The organism is Roseateles sp. GW821-FHT09B06 (assembly GCF_059418245.1).
This window is the reverse complement of record NZ_JBWKPM010000021.1, coordinates 32901-50871: the sequence shown is the minus strand read 5'-3', so window position 1 is coordinate 50871 and position 17971 is coordinate 32901. Positions and strand designations below refer to the sequence as shown.

Here is a 17971-nt window from a genome sequence, read left to right as displayed (position 1 = left end):
CCAGGCTTGCGCGCTATCGCGGCGCTGAGGCCGCGGCGGCCGGCGGCGCCGTCAGCGGCGCCATCTGCAGCAGTTCCGGCGCCGGCCGGGCGTCGAACCGGCGCCGGTGCAGGCGCTCGAAGCCGCCGTCGCGCTTGAGCTCGGCCAGCGCGCGCTGCCATTCGAGCACGCGCGAGCGCGAGGTGCCGGCCGAGAACGCCAGGTAGCCGTCGACCACCAGCGCCAGGTAGGCCGGCCGCACGCTGTCCGGCGGCAGCCCGGCCTCGCGCAGCAGCGCCGCGAGCCGGCGATCCTCCAGCACCAGGACCGGCGCGCGCCCGGCCAGCAGCATCTTCAGCGGGTTCAGCCCGGTGCCGGAGATCGGCTGCAGATTGCCGAAGCCCTTGGCGCTCAGCTGTCCGAAGGAATAGGAGGCGAGGCGCGCGGCAGCAGCACGCCGGACAGGGTCCGGGCCTCGTCCAGCGAGGCGATGCGCAGCGGGTTGTCGCGCCGGACGTAGAAATAGCTGCGCGAGGTGTAGAGCGGCCCGACCCACTGGAACCTCGCCTCGCGCTCCTCGATGCACTTGGGGCAGACCACCAGGGTCTCGGCCTGCTGCGCCTGCGCCATCGCCCGCTGCCAGGGCAGCAGTTGGATCGGCGTGGCGTCCCGGATGCGCCGCTGGAGCTCGCGCACCAGTTCGACGCAGAAACCCTCGGTCGGCCGCCCCTTCTTCTGGTAGATCAGCGGCGGCACGTCGGTGCCGATGATCTGCAGCGGCGGCGGCGGCGTTGGCTGCGACACGGCGGCCCGCGCCGGCCCGGGGCCGAGCAGGCCCGGCAGCAGCAGCAACAACAGCATCCTCAGCATCGGGACGAGGCGCGCGCGGGCGGTGCCGGGCCTGGGGCCGGGGCTGCTGAGGCGGAAACAAATGGCTGGGGCGGGCCATATTACCCCCGGCCCGCCCGGCCGCCGGGGCCCGCTCAGGCCAGGCCGGCCTTGTCCAAGCCGTAGGCCTTGTCCTGCGTGCCCGGCGCGGAGCGGAAGGCCACGTTGACGCGGTTCCAGGCGTTGATGGTCATCACCTGGTAGGTCAGGTAGGCCAGTTCCTTCTCGCTGAACTGCTCGCGCACCTCGGTGTAGAGCTCGTCGGACACGCCCTCGGGCTTCATCTGGGTCAGCGCCTCGGTCCAGGCCAGCGCGGCGCGCTCCTTGGGCGAGAACAGCTGCGACTCGCGCCACACCGCCACATGGTAGAGGCGCAGCTCGCGCTCACCGTGCAGCTTGGCCTGCTTGGTATGCATGTCCAGACAGAAGGCGCAGCCGTTCAGCTGCGAGGCGCGGATGTCCACCAGGTGGGACACGGTCTGGTCGAGGTGGCCGCCGCTGCCGATGGCCATGCTGACGTCGACGAGCTTCTTGAACAGCTCGGGCGCTTGCTGCATGTAGTTCAGGCGGGTTTGGGTGCTGTGGCTCATGGTCGTGGGTCCAATCAAGGTTGAGGGGTGATCGACTCGTTGCGGATCACACCCACAAGACGGCCCAGTCCGGCGCCTTGTGACGTCGCGCGGAAAAAAACCTCACACCACCGCGCTTGGCATGCGCCGGCCGGCGCTCGGGCCTCAGCCCGGCGGCCGGCGCTCCAGCAGCATCGCGTCCCCGTAGCTGAAGAAGCGGTAGCGCTGGGCGATCGCGTGGCGGTACAGGGCCATCACCGGCTCGTAGCCAGCAAAGGCGCTCACCAGCATCATCAGCGTGCTCTTGGGCAGGTGAAAATTGGTGACCAGGCGGTCGACCACGCGGAACTCGAAACCCGGCGTGATGAAGATCTCGGTCTCGCGCGCGCCGGCCTGCAGCGCGCCGCCCTGGGCGGCCGACTCCAGCGCCCGCAGGGTGGTCGTGCCGACGGCCACCACCCGGCCGCCGGCCGCCTTGCAGGCGGCGATCGCGTCCACCGTGGCCTGCGCGACCTCGAACCATTCGCTGTGCATCTTGTGCTCGGCCAGCGATTCGACCCGCACCGGCTGGAAGGTGCCGGCGCCCACATGCAGGGTCACATGGGCCGTGCCTATGCCGCGCTCGACCAGGCGCGCCAGCAGGGCCTCGTCGAAATGCAGGGCCGCGGTGGGGGCGGCCACGGCGCCGGGCTCCTTGGCGAACACGGTCTGGTAGCGGCGCACATCGTCGGCCGAGTCGCCATGCTCGATATAGGGCGGCAGCGGCACATGGCCATGCTGCTCCAGCAGCGCGAAGGGCTCGCCCGAGAGGCGCAGATGGAACAGGCCCTGGTCCGGGCCGCAGCGGCCCAGCACCTCGGCCTCGAAGGCGCCGTCGGCGAAGCGCACCAGGGCGCCGGGCTTCGGGCTCTTGCTGGCGCGCATATGGGCCCAGACCTCGCGCGTGCCGGGCAACACCCGCTCCACCAGCGCCTCCACCGCGCCGCCGCTGGCCTTGGCCCCGTAGAGCCGCGCCTTGATCACCTTGGTGTTGTTGAACACCAGCAGGTCGCCCGGGTTCAGCAGCTCGGGCAGCTCGCGGAACACGCGGTCCACCGGGGTTGCGCCGCGGCCATCGAGCAGGCGCGAGGCGCTGCGTTCGGACGCCGGGTGCTGGGCGATCAGTTCGGGGGGCAGCGCGAAATCGAAATCGGCGACGGTATAGGAGCGGTGGGCGGACATGGGGTGTTGAGGGCCGGACGGACCCGTGCCAAACAGGAAGGAAGCAAGGAGGAAGCGCGGGATTGTCCCATGCGCCTTCTGCCTCTTCCTTCTCCTGCCCTCAGGCCGCCGCGGCCTGCTGCGCGCCGAGGATGCGGTCCAGCGCCGCGCCCAGGCTGGCCGCCGTGCGCTCCGGCGCATGCAGCTTGTCCAGACCGAACAGGCCGATGCGGAAGGTCTTGAAGTCGGGGCCCTCGTCGCATTGCAGCGGCACGCCGGCCGCGCTCTGCACGCCCTCGGCGAGGAAGGCCTTGCCGCTGTGCAGGCCGTCGTGGTCGGTGTAGCTGACCACCACGCCCGGCGCCTGGTAGCCCTCGGCCGCCACGCTGCGCAGGCCCCGGGTCTCGAGCAACGCGCGCACGCGCCGGCCCAGTTCCAGCTGCTCCTGGCGCAGGCGCTCGAAGCCGTAGGCGCGCGTCTCCAGCATCGCGTCGCGCGTGCGGGCCAGCGCGTCGGTGGGCAGGGTGGCATGGTAGGCATGGCCGCCGGCCTCGTAGGCTTCCATGATCTGCAGCCATTTCTTCAGGTCGGCGGCGAAGCTGCTGCTGTTGCTGTCGACCAGCGCCGCGCGGGCGCGCTCGCCGAGCATCACGAAGGCGCAGCAGGGCGAGCCGCTCCAGCCCTTCTGCGGCGCGCTGATCAGCACGTCGATGCCGCAGGCCTGCATGTCCAGCCACAGCGCGCCCGAGGCGATGCAGTCCAGCACGAACAGCGCGCCCACCTCATGGGCGGCCTCGGCGACGGCGCGCAGATAGGCCTCCGGCAGCAGCAGGCCGGCGGCCGTCTCCACATGCGGCGCGAACACCAGCGCGGGACGCTCGGCGCGGATCGTGGCCACCACCTCCTCGATCGGCGCCGGCGCGAACGGGACCTGGCGGCCGCCGCCGCCGACCCGCCGCGCCTTCAGCACCAGCTGCTCGGAGGGGATGGCGCCCATCTCGAAGATCTGGGTCCAGCGGTAGCTGAACCAGCCATTGCGGATCACCAGGGTCTTGCGGCCGGTGGCGAACTGGCGCGCCACCGCCTCCATGCCGAAGCTGCCGCCGCCCGGCACGACGATGGCCGAATGCGCGTTGTAGACCTCCTTGAGCACGCCGGAGATGTCGCGCATCACGCGCTGGAACTTCTGCGACATGTGGTTCAGCGCGCGGTCGGTGAAGACCACCGAGTATTCGAGCAGGCCGTCGGGATCGACGTCGGGCAGCAGTCCGGGCATGAGCGACTCCTCGTTGTCTGGGCGGCCGGCCAGCTTACACCGGCGCGTGGCGCTCAGGGCGCGATCGACGGCGCGTCGATCGGCTCCACCGTCACCGCCACCTGCGGGTGCGCCTGGCCGCCGCCGCGGATCACGCCGCGCAGCGGCGCCACGTCGGCATAGTCGCGGCCCCAGGCCAGGGTCACGTGGTCCAGGCCCGCCACCACGTCGTTGGTCGGGTCCAGCGCCAGCCAGCCCTGCCGCGGGCACCAGACCGCCACCCAGGCATGCGAGGCATCGGCCCCCACCAGGCGCTGCTGCCCGGGCGGCACGCGCGTCAGCAGATAGCCCGACACATAGCGCGCCGCCAGGCCCAGCGAGCGGCAGGCGCCGATCATCACATGGGCGTAGTCCTGGCAGACGCCCTGCTTCAGCGCCAGCGCCTCGGGCGCGCGCGTGCCCACGTCGGTGGCCAGGGGCTTGTAGCGGAACTGCGCGTGGATCTGGCTCATCAGCGCCAGCGCGGCCTCGGCCAGCGGCCGGCCGGGCCGGAAGGCCTGGCGGCCGAACTCGGCCAGCGCCGGATGATGCGGCGCCATCGGCGAGGCCAGCACGAACTCCTCGGCATCGCTGCGCGGCGCACCGGCCTGGTAGCGCAGCTGCTCGGCCACCGCCTCCCAGGGCGGGCTGGCCCGTGGATCGATCGGCGGCGCGGCGCTCAGCCCCACCTCGAAGCGGCTCTTCACGACCAGGCACTCGTGCACCCGCGAATGGCTGAACACCAGGCGCGCATTGCCCCAGGCATCGTGGCTGAACAGCGCCTCGGGCACCTCGGTGCAGCCCCAGCCGTCGGGCACCGGATCGACGTTCAGATGCCAGCCCCGCACGCATTGCCAGGGCGTGGCGCGCGGGCTCAGGCAGGCCTGGTGATGCGCCAGCTCGACCGGCGCGTCGTAGTCGTACATCGTGTCGTGCTGCACCCGCAGCCAGCGCAGCGGCGGGATCTCGCAGGGCGGGTCGTCGGTCCTGATCGTCATTGCCACACCAGCCGGTCGGCGCTGCCGACATGCGAGAACAGGCGCCGGTCCAGCGTCACCGACAGGGCCTGGACCTGCTCGCTGCATTGGCGCAGCAGGCCCAGCAGCTCGGCGTGGCTGCCGTCGGCGGCCGGCCGGCACAGGCGCTCCAGCGCCCAGCTTTCGGGCAGGGGCAGCGGCGCCGCCGCCTCGGCCGCCCAGTCCGGGTCGTGGCGCGACAGCTTCTGGAAGCGCCCCAGCAGGGTGCGCGCCACCCAGGCTAGCGAGCGCGGGTTGTCGGTGTCCAGCACCAGCAGGTGCAGCAGCGGCGCCACCTCGCGATGGGCCTGGAACTTGGCACGGTAGGTCATCGTCGAGTCGAACAGGCCCAGCAGCAGGGCGAAGCCCTCGTCGCTGCGCGGCAGCTCATGCTCGAAGCCCAGTGCCAGCGCCCCGGCCAGGAAGTCCAGGCGCTCGATCTGGCGGCCCACGCTGAGCAGGCGCCAGCCGTCGTCGCGGGTCATGCGGTCGGTCTGCGCACCGGTGACGGCGGCCAGATGCATGCCGGCACGCGCCAGCAGCTCCTGCACGTCGGCGCGCGGCTCGGGCAGGCCGCTGTCCAGCACGGCCTGCAGGCCCTCGCGGAACTCGTCGCCCATCTGGTGGATCAGCTTCCAATGCTCGACCGCCAGGCGCTCGCGCAGGCCGCTGGCGCAGCCCTGCAGGGCCTGCAGGTTCCAGGCCACGCTGTGCGCGCCGCGCGTGTCGGCCAGGGCCTGCAGCAGCGCGCGCTCGAACACCCGCGGCGCGGCCTCCGCGCCCGGCACGCCCTCGCCCACCAGGCCATGGCGGCGGGTCAGCTTGTCCAGCATCGCCAGCACCGGGCTGCCACGGGCACCGCCGTTGCGCGCGAAGGCGCCCAGCGCCTCCAGACTGAGCTGCGCCAGGCGCACGCAGTTCTCGGCGCGCTCGGTGTAGCGGCCCAGCCAGAACAGGTTCTCGGCGGCGCGGCTGGTGACGGTCCAATGCGCGCCGGTCAGGTCGGCAGCGGTCAGCGGCTTGGGCAGCAGGCTGGTGGGGTCGACCCGGTCCTCGGTGCGCACCCAGGTGTCGGCGCTGGCGCTGCCATGGCGCATCGACACCCAGGGATGCTCGCTGCCCTCGCGGCCGCTGAGCACGCGGGCCAGGCCGCCGGGCATCACCTTGTAGCCGCCCTGACCGTCGGACAGCGCGAATACGCGCAGCACCGCGGCGCGCGGCTCCAGCTGGCCGGCGCGCCAGACCGGGGTTTCCGAGGCGGCCAGGCGCGCCTCCAGCGTGTGCGCGGCCGGGTCGGCGGCGATGCGGCTCAGCAGCGCGATGCGGCTGGCGCTGCCCAGCGAGCCGGCGGCGATCGGTGCGAAACCCTGGGTGGTCTCGCTGGCGGGGAAGGTCGCGGAGACGACGAACTGGTCCAGCTCGGCCTCATGGGTCCGCCAGGCCGCCGCCTCGCCGCACCACCAGGAGGTGGTGGCCGGCAGCAGCAGCTCCTCGCCCAGCAGGCGCTGGGCCACGCCCGGCCAGAAGGCCGCCAGGCCGGGACTCTCCAGCCAGCCGGCGCCGGGCGCATTGGCCAGCACCAGCTCGCCGGCGCGCAGCGCCTGCAGCAGGCCCGGCACGCCCAGCGCGGAGTCGGGACGCAGCTCCAGCGGGTCGAGGTAGTCGTCGTCGACGCGGCGCAGCAGCACATGCACGCGCTCCAGGCCGCGCAGGGTCTTCAGGTAGACGCGGTTCTCGCGCACCGTCAGGTCGGCGCCCTCCACCAGGCTGATGCCCAGGTAGCGGGCCAGGAAGGCATGCTCGAAATAGGTCTCGCTGTGCGGCCCGGGGGTCAGCAGCGCGACATTGGCGCGCTCGCCCTCGGGCGAGAGGCGCTGCAGGCCGCGCAGCAGGGTCTGGAAGCTGGCGCCCAGGCGCTGCACCGAGAGCGCGCGGAAGGCCTCGGGGAACTGCTGGGCGATGATCAGCCGGTTCTCCAGCATATAGCCCAGGCCCGAGGGCGCCTGGGTGCGCTGGCCGGCCACCCACCAATGGCCGGCCGGGCCGCGCGCCAGGTCGATCGCCACCACATGCAGATGCACGCCGCCGGGCGGCACGCAGCCGTGCATGGGCCGCAGGTACTGCGGGTGCGCCAGCACCAGCGAGGGCGGCAGCAGGCCCTCGTCGAGCAGGCTGCGCGCGCCGTAGACATCGGCCAGCGCGGCATTCAGCAGGCGGGCGCGCTGCTGCACGCCGCGCTCGATGTGCTGCCATTCGTCGGCATCGACCAGCATCGGCAGCAGCTCCAGCGGCCAGACGCGCTCGCCCTCGCCGCCGGCGTCGTGCATGTTGTAGCTGGCGCCGTCGTCGCGCACGCGGCGCTGCACATGGGCCGCCCGCGCGCCCAGGTCCTGCCAGCCGGCCATGCCGGTGGCGGCGAAGAACTGCTGCCACAGCGGCGCCAGGCCGCCGGACCCGCAGGGGCTCGGGCGGCCGCGCAGCTCGTCGTAATGCCCGTCGCGGCCGCGCAGGGCCGCCGCCATGGCCAGCGCCACCGCGTCGGGAAGGTCGTCGTCGGGCAGCAGGCTGGACTGCCGCGGACTGGAAGAACTGGACATGTCGGCATCATGCCTCGGGCGCAGGCCGCCCGGCATCGGTACTCGCCCATTCATGGGGCCGCGCCGCAACGCCCCGAAACCGTGCATGCGCGGGCCCGCGCCGGCCCGGCTAGCGGCCGGCCTTGCGCAGGTCCAGCGTGAAGGGGAACTCCAGGCTGCGCTCGGGCGCCGCCACCTCCATGCGGCCCGGCGTGTGGCCCAGGGCGAAGAAGCGCGCCAGGCGGCGGCTCTCGGCCTCGTAGGCATTGACCGGGAAGGTGGCGTAGCTGCGCCCGCCCGGGTGGGCGACATGGTAGCGGCCGCCGCCCAGCGAACGCTGCATCCAGGTGTCCACCAGGTCGAGGGTCAGCGGCACATGCACGCCGATCGTCGGGTGCAGGGCCGAGGCCGGATGCCAGGCCCGGTAGCGCACGCCGGCCACGTATTCGCCGGCCCGGCCGGTGGGCTGCAGCGGCAGCGCGATGCCGTTGACCGTGACGCGGTGGCGCGGGTCGACCAGGCCCGTCACCCGGACCTCCATGCGCTCCAGCGAGGAGTCGACATAGCGCACCGTGCCGCCGGCGGCGCCCTCCTCGCCCATCACATGCCAGGGCTCCAGCGCGTTGCGCAGGGTCAGGTGCACGCCGGCCACGGCCAGCTCGCCGGCCTTGGGGAAGCGGAACTCGAAATGCGGCGCGAACCAGGCCGGGTCGAAGGCATGGCCGGCGCGGCCCATCTCCTCCAGCACGTCGTCGAAATCCATCTGCACGAAGCTGGGCAGCAGGAAGCGGTCGTGCAGCTCGGTGCCCCAGCGCACCAGCGGGGCGCGGTAGGGCTCGGCCCAGAAGCGCGCCACCAAGGCGCGCAGCAGCAGCTGCTGGACGATGCTCATGCGCGCATGCGGCGGCATCTCGAAGGCGCGCAGCTCCAGCAGGCCCAGACGCCCGGTGGCCGAGTCGGGCGAGTAGAGCTTGTCGATGCAGAACTCGCTGCGGTGGGTGTTGCCGGTGACGTCGACCAGCACATTGCGCAGCGAGCGGTCCACCAGCCAGGGCGGCATCTGCGCGCCGTGGACCGCCCGGCTGCGCTCGATCTCCGCGAGCGCGATCTCCAGCTCGCGCAGCTGGTCGTTGCGCGCCTCGTCGACGCGCGGGGCCTGGCTGGTCGGACCGATGAAGAGGCCCGAGAACAGATAGCTCAGCGAGGGGTGGTTGTGCCAGTAGGCCAGCAGCGAGGCCAGCAGGTCGGGCCGGCGCAGGAAGGGCGAATCGGCCGGCGTGGCGCCGCCCAGCACGAAATGGTTGCCGCCGCCGGTGCCGGTGTGGCGGCCGTCCAGCATGAACTTCTCGCTCGACAGGCGCGACTGCCGGGCCGCCTCGTAGAGGAACTCGGTGTGGGCGACCAGTTCCTTCCAGTTGTGCGCCGGGTGGATGTTGACCTCGATCACGCCGGGGTCGGGCGTGACCTGCAGCAGCTTCAGGCGCGGGTCGCGCGGCGGGCCGTAGCCCTCCAGCACGATCTTGACGCCCAGCTCGACGCAGCTGGCCTCCACCGCGGCCAGCAGCTCCAGGTAGTCCTCCAGCCTTTCCAGCGGCGGCATGAAGACATAGAGCACGCCGCGGGCCCGGCCGGTGCCTGCGGCCTTGGCGCCGAATTCGGCCGACGGGCCGTTGGCCCGTCGGGGATCGCGCGCCTCCACGCACAGCGCGCTGCGGGTGATCCAGTGCGCGCTCTGGAAGCGCTCGGGGCGCTGGTCGAGCGGATCGGTGAACAGCAGGGCCGGGCCGAGGCCGCCCCCCTCGCCCTCGCCCTCGCCCTCGCCACCGCGAATGCCATTGCCGACGCCGCGCCGGTCCGCCAGCGGCTGCGTGCGCAGCCGCGCTGCCGCCGGCAGCGCGCCACGCGGGGCGAACGGGTCCTGCTCGATCAGATAGGGGTAGTCGCTCTTGCCGACCCAGGGCAGCGAGTCCAGCGGCAGGCGGTAGCCCATCGGCGAGTCGCCCGGGAACAGGTACATGCGCTCGTCGCGGAAGAACCAGGGGCCGCTGACCCAGGGCGCGCCGGCCAGGCCGGGAGCGCCCGCTTCGCCCTTCTTGATCGGCAGCACATAGCCGACCACCTGAGACAGGCCTTGCTCGAAGATGCGGCGCAGGCGGCTGCGCTCCATCTCGTCGTCCAGCTTCGATTCGAAGGGGTCGACATTGACCGGCAGGCGGCGTTCGCGCCACAGGTAGTACCAGGTGTCTTCAAAGCCGGGCTGGACGAAGCCCGGATTCAGCCCCAGGCGGGCGGTGAGCGCGTGGATGAAGGCGCGGGCATCCTCGCTGGTGTAGGCATGGGCCTCGCGCTCGTCGGCGAACAGGCTCGGATCCTGCCAGCAGGGCTGGCCGTCGGCACGCCAGCAGATCGACAGGGCCCAGCGCGGCAGCTGCTCGCCCGGGTACCACTTGCCCTGGCCGTAGTGCAGGAAGCCGCCCCGGCCGTACTCGGCGCGCAGGCGCTGCACCAGCTCCTGGGCGTAGAGGCGCTTGGTGGGGCCCAGCGCGTCGGTGTTCCATTCGGCGCCGTCGCGGTCGTCCACCGCGACGAAGGTGGGCTCGCCGCCCATGGTCAGGCGCGCGTCGCGGTCCAGCAGCTCGGCATCGACCTGCTCGCCCAGGCGCAGCACGGCGGACCATTGCGCTTCGGTGTAGGGCTTGGTGACGCGCGGCGACTCCCAGATGCGGGTGACGGCCATCTCGTGGCCGAACTCGACCTCGCTCTCGTCCACCGCGCCGCTGATCGGCGCGGCGCTGGAGGGCTGGGGCGTGCAGGCCAGCGGGATATGGCCCTCGCCGGCAAACAGGCCGGAGGTGGGGTCCAGGCCGATCCAGCCGGCGCCGGGCAGATAGACCTCGCACCAGGCATGCAGGTCGGTGAAGTCCACCTCGGTGCCGCTGGGGCCGTCCAGCGCCTTCTGGTCGGGGGTCAGCTGGATCAGGTAGCCGGAGACGAAGCGCGCCGCCAGGCCCAGATGACGCAGCAGCTGCACCAGCAGCCAGCCGGAGTCGCGGCAGGAGCCGGAAGCCTTGGCCAGGGTCTCCTCCGGCGTCTGCACGCCCGGCTCCATGCGGATCAGGTAGGACACGTCCTGCTGCACGCGCTGGTTCAGCGCCACCAGGAAGTCGATGGTCGGCACCGGCTCGCGCGGGATGCCAGCCAGGTAGGCCGCCAGCCGCTGGGTGGCCGGCCCGGTCACCAGATAGGGCGCCAGCTCGGCGCGCTGGCCGGCCTCGTAGTCGAACGGCACCTGCTGGGCATGCGGCTCGAGGAAGAAGTCGAAGGGGTTGTAGACCGACATCTCGGCCACCAGGTCGACGGTGACCTTGAACTCCGTGGCCTTGTCGGGAAACACCAGGCGCGCCAGGTAGTTGGCGAAGGGATCCTGCTGCCAGTTGATGAAATGCCCGGCCGGCTCCACCGTCAGCGAGTAGGACAGGATGGGGGTGCGGCAATGCGGCGCGGGCCGCAGGCGCACCACCTGGGGCGACAGCCCGACCCGGCGGTCGTAGCGATAGCGCGTGACATGCTTGAGCGCGACATGGATGGACAAGGCGTTCTCCCAAAGCAAGGAACCGGCAGCGCGAAGCATCGCAGATCGGGATGACATGCGGCATAGGGCATACGGGCCGTGCCCGGCCCGGACGCCGCGCTCGCACCTTGCTCAGCAATAAGCAGGCCAGCCCAAGGCAGAATCCCGCCCATGCCCGAGGCCAGCCCCGCCCCCGCCACCGCGTCGCCCCCCAAACCCAAGTCCGCGCCGCAGAAGGCCATGGAGAAGCTGGGGCTGACGCGCGACATCGACCTGGCCCTGCACCTGCCGCTGCGCTACGAGGACGAGACGCGGCTGACGCCGATCGCGCAGGCGCGCGAGGGCGACACGGTGCAGTGCGAGGGCGTCGTGACCGAGTGCCGCGTCGAGCTGCGCGGTCGGCGCCAGCTGATCGTGAAGATCGAGGACGAGGCCGGCGCCCAGCTGCTGCTGCGCTTCATCCATTTCTACCCCGCACACCAGAAGACCATGGCGGAGGGCCAACGCCTGCGCGTGCGCGGCGAACTGCGCGGCGGCTTCTTCGGGCGCGAGATGGTGCACCCGCATTTCAGGGCGGTGGACGAGGACACGCCGCTGGCGCAAAGTCTGACCCCCGTCTACCCGACCAGCGCCAGCCTGCCCCAGGCCTATCTGCGCAAGGCGGTGGCGGCCGGCCTGCGGCGCGCGGATCTCGCCGAGCTGCTGCCGCCGGACACGGTGCCGCGCCAGCTGCCCACGCTGCGCGAGGCGCTGGACTTCCTGCACCACCCGCCGCCGCGCCTGGGTCTGGCCCAGCTGGAGGACCACAGCCACCCGGCCTGGCAGCGCCTGAAGTTCGAGGAGCTGCTGGCCCAGCAGCTGAGCCAGCTGCAGGCCCAGCGCGAGCGCGCGCGGCTCAAGGCGCCCGCCCTCAGGGCAGCGCGCGGTGGCCTGCACGAGCAGCTGCTGGCCGCCCTGCCCTTCGGCCTGACCGGGGCGCAGCAGCGCGTCGGCGAGGAGATCGCGCAAGACCTGGCCCGCCCCGCACCGATGCACCGCCTGCTGCAGGGCGATGTCGGCGCGGGCAAGACCGTGGTCGCGGCACTGGCCGCGGCGGTGGCGATCGACGCCGGCTGGCAATGTGCGCTGATGGCGCCCACCGAGATCCTGGCCGAGCAGCATTTCCGCAAGCTCGTGGGCTGGCTGGAGCCCTTGGGCCTGAAGGTGGCCTGGCTGACCGGCAGCGTCAAGGGCCGCGCGCGCCAGAAGATGGTCGATGCGGTGGCCGACGGCTCGGCCCAGCTGGTGATCGGCACGCACGCGGTGATCGAGGACAAGGTCAGCTTCAAAAAGCTGGGCCTGGCCATCATCGACGAGCAGCACCGCTTCGGTGTCGCGCAGCGGCTGGCGCTGCGCAAGAAGCTCGCCGGCCAGGCGCTGGAGCCGCATCTGCTGATGATGAGCGCGACGCCGATCCCGCGCACCTTGGCGATGACCTATTTCGCCGACCTGGACGTCTCGACCATCGACGAGCTGCCGCCGGGTCGCACGCCCATCGTCACCAAGGTGTTCGCCGACGAGAAGCGCCACAACGTGATCGAGCGCATCCGCGACGAAGTGGGCGACAAGGGCGCGCAGGTCTACTGGGTCTGCCCCTTGATCGAGGAGTCGGAAACGCTGGACCTGAAGAACGCCACCGAGACCCATGCCGAGCTCAGCGCCGCCCTGCCCGGCCGCCTGGTGGGCCTGCTGCACGGCCGCATGCCGAGCGCCGAGAAGGCCGCGGTGATGGCGCGGTTCAGCGCCGGCGAGATGAGCGTGCTGGTGGCCACCACGGTGATCGAGGTGGGCGTGGACGTGCCCAATGCCAGCCTGATGGTGATCGAGCATGCCGAGCGCTTCGGCCTCTCGCAGCTGCACCAGCTGCGCGGCCGCGTCGGCCGCGGCGCCAAGGCCAGCGTCTGCGTGCTGCTCTATGCCGGGCCGCTCTCGCCCACCGGCAAGGACCGGCTGCGCGCAATGGCCGAGACCAACGACGGCTTCGAGATCGCGCGCCGCGACCTGGACATCCGCGGCCCCGGCGAGTTCATGGGCGCGCGCCAGAGCGGCGCAGAGCTGCTGCGCTTTGCCGACCTGCAGGAGGATGCGCCGCTCTTGAAGGCCGCGCGCGAGCTGGCGCCCCGGCTGCTGGACCGGCATCCCGACGCGGCACGGCGCCAGGTGGAGCGCTGGCTGGGCGGCAAGGCCGAGTTCCTGAAGGCCTGAGCAAGGCGCGCCGCGCGGCCGGCTATTTCAGCCGCTGCACCCAGTACACCAGTACCTCGGTGCGCGGCCGCCGGTCGTTGTCGCTGTAGACATAGACCGGCACGTCGTTGATCGCGTCCAGCGTGGCCAGGCCCGAGATCAGGCGGCCGAACACCGCGTAGCCCGGCTGGGTGGCGCTCTGGTAGTCGAGCGCGCGGTTGTCCACCACATTGACGAAGAACTGGCTGGTCGCGCTGTCCGGCTCGCTGCGCCGCGCCATCGCGAGGGTGCCGCGCAGATTGGACAGGCCGTTGTTGCTCTCCAGCGGGATCGGCGCATAGGGCGTCGGCTTGGGCACATGGCCGCTGGTGTAGCCGCCGCCCTGGATCACGAAATCGCGATCGACGCGGTGGATCAGGGTGCCGGCGTAGTAGCCGTCGGCCACATAGCGCAGGAAGTTGGCCACGCTGAGCGGCGCATAGGGCCGGTCATAGAGCTCGAACACCATCTCGCCGCTGCTGGTGAGCATGCAGACGGTGGGCCAGGCGCTCTGCGCCGAGGCCGCCAGGCCCGCCGCGCTGCAGCTCAGCGTCGGCGGGTCGGGCCGGGGATTGGGGCTGGGGCGCGGCGGATCGTCGCCCCCGTCGCCGATGCCGACATAGATAGAGCCGCCGCCGCAGGCGCTTAGCAGCAGGACCAGAAGCAGGGCGGAAAGCGAAGGAAGAGAGGACGCGCGCATCGAACCAGCTCCGCAAGGCGAACCAGCCTTCAACGCACGAGCGGCCCGCGCGCTGACGCGCGCGGCCGCCTGTTACTTCTTACTTGACTTCCTTGACCTCGGTGATCGTCACGTCCTGAACCGGCACGCTGTTGGCATCGGTCGCCACCGCCTTGATCGCATCCACCACGTCCAGGCCGGCCGTCACCTTGCCGAACACCGCGTAGCCGCCACCGTTGTCCGCGCCCGGGTAGTTGAGCGTCGTGTTGTCGACCACGTTGATGTAGAACTGGCTGGTGGCGCTGTTGGGCACGCTCGTGCGGGCCATCGCGATGGTGCCGCGAACATTGCTCAATCCGTTGTTGCTTTCCAGCGCGATCGGCGCATAGGTGGCCGCCTTCTCGGTCAGCACGCTGTTGCTGCGCACATAGCCGCCGCCCTGGATCACGAAGTTCGAGATCACGCGGTGAAAGACGGTGTTCTTGTAGAAGCCGTCATTGGTGTACTTCAGAAAGTTGGCCACCGTGGCGGGTGCATGGTTGGCGTCCAGGCCCAGCTCGATGACACCCTTGCTCGTCGTCATCGTCACCTTGTGGGTGATGGTCATCGCCACCGGCGGCACGGCGGGCGGCATTCCGACGCTGCCGCCATCACTGCCGCCACCGCCGCCGCAGGCGGCCAGCAGGACCAGGGCGCTCGTGGCGCACATATATTTGATCGATTTCATGAAACGGATACTTTCGGCAATCAAGGCGCATCGAGGATGCGATGCGCTCGGGGAGCCGCAGTATCTGCATTCGCCGACGGCTAACTATGTCCGGATGTGAATTTGCGCGCACAGCGCACGGATCTTGCACAAATTCGTACAGATCAGAATTCCAGGTTGTCGATCAACCGCGTGTTGCCGAGCTTGGCCGCGCCCAGGGCCACCAGGGCCTCGCCGGCCGTCGGCGCCCCCAGATCCAGGCGGCGGCGCAGCACCAGGTAGTCGGGCTGCCAGCCGCGCGCGCGCAAGCTGTCCAGCGCCGCGCCTTCGATCGCGGCCAGATCGCGCGCGCCGGCCTGCTGCCAGCGCGCGATCATCGCCTTCAGCGCGGCGCTGAGCTGCAGGGCCTCGACCAGCTCGGCCTCGCTCAGGTAGCCGTTGCGCGAGGACAGGGCCAGGCCCAGCTCGCTGCGCGTGGTCTCGCCGGCCAGGATCTCCACCGGCAGCGCCAGCTGCGCCACCATGCGGCGGATCACCATCAGCTGCTGGTAGTCCTTCTTGCCGAACAAGGCCCAGCGCGGCTGCACGATATTGAGCAGCTTGGCCACCACCGTGCAGACGCCGGTGAAGAAGCCGGGGCGGAAATGGCCCTCCAGGATGTCGGCCAGCTCGGGCGGCGGCTGCACCTTGTAGCCCTGCGGCTCGGGGTAGAGCTCGGCCTCGTCGGGCGCGAACACATAGTCGCAGCCGGCGCCCTGCAGCAGCTCGGCATCGCGCGCCAGCGTGCGGGGGTAGCGGTCGAAATCCTCGTGCGGCGCGAACTGCAGGCGGTTCACGAAGATGCTGGCCACCACCGGCCCGGTGCCGGCCGCGGCGCGGGCCTGGCGCACCAGGCTCAGGTGCCCCTCGTGCAGATTGCCCATCGTGGGCACGAAGGCGCTGGCCTGGCCGGCCAGCGCGCTGCGCAGCTCGGCGATGTGGTGGATGACCTTCATCTTGTCTTTCCGTGTTGGCTTGCATGACCCAGCGGGTGCCGCCGATCCGGCTCTGCCGGGCGGCCGGCTCCGCCCCCTCGAGGGGGCGCGCGCAGCGCGTAGGGGGTGGTCTCCGTCAGTAGCTGTGCAGGGCGTTGTCCGGGAAGGTCTGGGCCTTCACCTCGGCCACATAGCGGCGCACCGCATCCTGCACCGAGGACGCGCCCTGCATGAAGTTCTTGACGAAGCGCGGCCGGCGGCCCGGGGTCACGTCCAGCATGTCGTGCAGCACCAGCACCTGGCCCGAGCAGCCGACGCCGGCGCCGATGCCGATCACCGGGATGCCCAGCGCCCCGGTCAGCTCCTGGGCCAGCGGGGCCGGCACCATCTCCAGCACCAGCATCTGCGCGCCCGCCGCCACCAGCTCGCGGGCCTCGCGCCTGAGCTTGTCGGCCGAGGCCTCCTCGCGGCCCTGCACCTTGTAGCCGCCCAGCATCGTGACGGTCTGCGGCGTCAGGCCCAGATGGGCGCAGACCGGGATGCCGCGCTCCACCAGGAAGCGCACCGTCTCGGCGGTCCAGCCGCCGCCCTCCAGCTTGACCATATGGGCGCCGGCCTTCACCAGCGCGGCGGCGCTCTTCCAGGCCTCCTCGCGCGAGGCCTGGTAGCTGTCGAAGGGCAGGTCGCCGACGATCCAGGCGGTCTTGCGGCCGCGCGCCACGCAGCGCGTGTGATAGACCATCGCGTCCAGGCCGACCGGCACCGTCGTGGCCTCGCCCTGCAGCACCATGCCCAGCGAATCGCCGACCAGCATCACGTCCACGCCGGCCTCGTCCAGCAGGCTGGCGAAGGCGGCGTCGTAGCAGGTCAGCATCGCGATCTTTTCGCCGGCGCCATGCATGTCCAGCAGGCGCTGCAGCGACAGGGGTTTGCGTTCGGTGTTCATGGGTGCGATGTGCGATTAGCGGACAGCCGCAAGACGCGGCGGCCGCAGTGTAGCGGTGCAGGGCAAGGCCATATGTTGGTGCAGACAATGTAGGCTCCGGTCTTGATAGGAGACATCCATGACCCTGACCGAGTTGCGCTACATCGTTGCCGTCGCCCGCGAGCGCCATTTCGGCCGCGCGGCCGAGGCCTGCTTCGTGTCGCAGCCGACCCTCAGCGTGGCCATCAAGAAGCTGGAAGAGGAGCTGGACGTCAAGATCTTCGAGCGCGGCGCCGCCGAGGTGAGCGTGACGCCGCTGGGCGAGGACATCGTGCGCCAGGCCCAGTCGGTGATCGAGCAGGCCACGGCCATCAAGGAGATCGCCAAGCGCGGCAAGGACCCGCTGGCCGGCGCGCTGCGCCTGGGCATCATCTACACGATCGGCCCCTATCTGCTGCCCGAGCTGGTGCGCCACACCATCGAACGCTACCCGCAGATGCCGCTGATGCTGCAGGAGAACTTCACGGTCAAGCTGCTGGAGATGCTGCGCACCGGCGAGCTGGACTGCGCCATCATGGCCGAGCCCTTCCCCGACACCGGCCTGGCGATCGCGCCGCTGTACGACGAGCCCTTTGTCGTCGCGGTGCCGGCCGCGCATGCGCTGGCGCAGCGCGAGTCGATCAGCTCCGAGGAACTGAAGAGCGAGACCATGCTGCTGCTGGGCACCGGCCATTGCTTCCGCGACCATGTGCTGGAGGTCTGCCCCGAGTTCGCGCGCTTCTCCAGCGACGCCGAGGGCATCCGCAAGAGCTTCGAGGGCAGTTCGCTGGAGACCATCAAACATATGGTGGCCTCGGGCATGGGCATCACCGTGGTGCCGGCGCTGTCGGTGCCCAAGGAAACGCAGCCGCACCTGCGCTTCGTGCCCTTCGCCGCGCCGGTGCCCAGCCGCCGCGTGGTGCTGGCCTGGCGCCGGACCTACACGCGCTACGAGGCCATCGCGGCGCTGCGCAATGCGATCTACGACTGCCGGCTGGGCGGGGTCGAGCGCCTGTCCTGACGAGCCTCTTGCGGCAAGGGCCGCGACGCCCCAAAAGTGAGATGACAGCCGGGCCGCTCCGTCGGAAGATGGGGCGGCTCTTTGTTTTTAGCTATCGACGTGTTTTGATTTATCGATTTGATCAATATTGCGGCGAAAAATACGCTTTGAATTGCCGGTGCTCGCTGGCGCCAAGCAAGGAGAAGCCGATGCGATCCAGCCCTCAATCCCCAGCCCCTCCGAACCCCAGCGCCGGCCACTAGCGCGGCCCCCCAGAAAAAGCGCCGGCGCAC

The 17971-nt window shown here is 71.1% G+C and carries 14 protein-coding genes; 2 read left to right on the top strand and 12 right to left on the bottom strand.

Translation table 11 applies throughout. The features are described from left to right. Positions 1–13: 13 nt before the first annotated feature. From AC07OQ_RS17340 to AC07OQ_RS17305, 8 genes are all read right to left on the bottom strand, one after another. The gene (locus AC07OQ_RS17340; protein WP_495054382.1) at positions 14–331 is read right to left on the bottom strand and encodes a hypothetical protein; all 318 of its coding nucleotides are present in this window, start codon (positions 329–331) and stop codon (positions 14–16) included. Positions 332–390: 59 nt separating this feature from the next. Next, complete coding sequence (locus AC07OQ_RS17335; protein WP_495054381.1) at positions 391–840, bottom strand: hypothetical protein; 450 nt, start codon at positions 838–840, stop codon at positions 391–393. A gap of 122 nt (positions 841–962) precedes the next feature. Beyond that, complete coding sequence (locus AC07OQ_RS17330; protein ID WP_495054380.1) at positions 963–1457, bottom strand: carboxymuconolactone decarboxylase family protein; 495 nt, start codon at positions 1455–1457, stop codon at positions 963–965. A gap of 144 nt (positions 1458–1601) precedes the next feature. After that, complete coding sequence (gene queA, locus AC07OQ_RS17325; protein ID WP_495054379.1) at positions 1602–2657, bottom strand: tRNA preQ1(34) S-adenosylmethionine ribosyltransferase-isomerase QueA; 1056 nt, start codon at positions 2655–2657, stop codon at positions 1602–1604. Positions 2658–2757: 100 nt separating this feature from the next. Then, positions 2758–3912: an aminotransferase class V-fold PLP-dependent enzyme gene (locus tag AC07OQ_RS17320; protein ID WP_495054378.1), complete on the bottom strand. Its 1155-nt coding sequence runs from the start codon at positions 3910–3912 to the stop codon at positions 2758–2760. Positions 3913–3965: 53 nt separating this feature from the next. After that, positions 3966–4928, bottom strand: a complete 963-nt coding sequence (locus tag AC07OQ_RS17315; protein ID WP_495054377.1) for a transglutaminase family protein — start codon at positions 4926–4928, stop codon at positions 3966–3968. Further along, positions 4925–7543 (bottom strand): circularly permuted type 2 ATP-grasp protein, encoded by a 2619-nt coding sequence (locus tag AC07OQ_RS17310; protein WP_495054376.1) that lies wholly within the window; start codon positions 7541–7543, stop codon positions 4925–4927. The genes AC07OQ_RS17315 and AC07OQ_RS17310 overlap by 4 nt, the downstream gene beginning before the upstream one ends. Before the next feature lie 109 nt (positions 7544–7652). Continuing rightward, positions 7653–11114: a transglutaminase family protein gene (locus AC07OQ_RS17305; RefSeq protein WP_495054375.1), complete on the bottom strand. Its 3462-nt coding sequence runs from the start codon at positions 11112–11114 to the stop codon at positions 7653–7655. 150 nt (positions 11115–11264) lie between these two features. Between AC07OQ_RS17305 and recG the strand changes: the two genes are divergently transcribed. Then, positions 11265–13337 (top strand): ATP-dependent DNA helicase RecG, encoded by a 2073-nt coding sequence (gene recG, locus AC07OQ_RS17300; RefSeq protein WP_495054374.1) that lies wholly within the window; start codon positions 11265–11267, stop codon positions 13335–13337. Positions 13338–13359: 22 nt separating this feature from the next. Here recG and AC07OQ_RS17295 read toward each other — a convergent pair whose 3' ends face one another. The 4 genes from AC07OQ_RS17295 to panB form a co-directional block, all read right to left on the bottom strand. Further along, the gene (locus AC07OQ_RS17295; RefSeq protein ID WP_495054373.1) at positions 13360–14055 is read right to left on the bottom strand and encodes a peptidylprolyl isomerase; all 696 of its coding nucleotides are present in this window, start codon (positions 14053–14055) and stop codon (positions 13360–13362) included. Positions 14056–14134: 79 nt separating this feature from the next. After that, positions 14135–14761: a peptidylprolyl isomerase gene (locus tag AC07OQ_RS17290; RefSeq protein ID WP_495054372.1), complete on the bottom strand. Its 627-nt coding sequence runs from the start codon at positions 14759–14761 to the stop codon at positions 14135–14137. Positions 14762–14904: 143 nt separating this feature from the next. Then, positions 14905–15735: a pantoate--beta-alanine ligase gene (panC, locus tag AC07OQ_RS17285; protein WP_495054371.1), complete on the bottom strand. Its 831-nt coding sequence runs from the start codon at positions 15733–15735 to the stop codon at positions 14905–14907. Between the two features lie 115 nt (positions 15736–15850). Next, positions 15851–16660, bottom strand: a complete 810-nt coding sequence (gene panB, locus AC07OQ_RS17280; protein ID WP_495054370.1) for a 3-methyl-2-oxobutanoate hydroxymethyltransferase — start codon at positions 16658–16660, stop codon at positions 15851–15853. Between the two features lie 118 nt (positions 16661–16778). Between panB and AC07OQ_RS17275 the strand changes: the two genes are divergently transcribed. Then, complete coding sequence (locus tag AC07OQ_RS17275) at positions 16779–17699, top strand: hydrogen peroxide-inducible genes activator (RefSeq protein ID WP_495054369.1); 921 nt, start codon at positions 16779–16781, stop codon at positions 17697–17699. Positions 17700–17971 lie beyond the last annotated feature (272 nt).

Excerpts from the sequence above, each read along its gene's own strand:
- AC07OQ_RS17310 (WP_495054376.1), bottom strand. The coding sequence starts at position 7,543 with ATGTCCAGTTCTTCCAGTCCGCGGCAGTCCAGCCTGCTGCCCGACGAC.
- AC07OQ_RS17330 (WP_495054380.1), bottom strand. The coding sequence starts at position 1,457 with ATGAGCCACAGCACCCAAACCCGCCTGAACTACATGCAGCAAGCGCCC.
- AC07OQ_RS17315 (WP_495054377.1), bottom strand. The coding sequence starts at position 4,928 with ATGACGATCAGGACCGACGACCCGCCCTGCGAGATCCCGCCGCTGCGC.
- AC07OQ_RS17320 (WP_495054378.1), bottom strand. The coding sequence starts at position 3,912 with ATGCCCGGACTGCTGCCCGACGTCGATCCCGACGGCCTGCTCGAATAC.
- queA (WP_495054379.1), bottom strand. The coding sequence starts at position 2,657 with ATGTCCGCCCACCGCTCCTATACCGTCGCCGATTTCGATTTCGCGCTG.
- panC (WP_495054371.1), bottom strand. The coding sequence starts at position 15,735 with ATGAAGGTCATCCACCACATCGCCGAGCTGCGCAGCGCGCTGGCCGGC.
- recG (WP_495054374.1), top strand. The coding sequence starts at position 11,265 with ATGCCCGAGGCCAGCCCCGCCCCCGCCACCGCGTCGCCCCCCAAACCC.
- AC07OQ_RS17275 (WP_495054369.1), top strand. The coding sequence starts at position 16,779 with ATGACCCTGACCGAGTTGCGCTACATCGTTGCCGTCGCCCGCGAGCGC.
- AC07OQ_RS17295 (WP_495054373.1), bottom strand. The coding sequence starts at position 14,055 with ATGCGCGCGTCCTCTCTTCCTTCGCTTTCCGCCCTGCTTCTGGTCCTG.
- AC07OQ_RS17340 (WP_495054382.1), bottom strand. The coding sequence starts at position 331 with ATGCTGCTGGCCGGGCGCGCGCCGGTCCTGGTGCTGGAGGATCGCCGG.
- panB (WP_495054370.1), bottom strand. The coding sequence starts at position 16,660 with ATGAACACCGAACGCAAACCCCTGTCGCTGCAGCGCCTGCTGGACATG.
- AC07OQ_RS17290 (WP_495054372.1), bottom strand. The coding sequence starts at position 14,761 with ATGAAATCGATCAAATATATGTGCGCCACGAGCGCCCTGGTCCTGCTG.
- AC07OQ_RS17335 (WP_495054381.1), bottom strand. The coding sequence starts at position 840 with ATGCTGTTGTTGCTGCTGCTGCCGGGCCTGCTCGGCCCCGGGCCGGCG.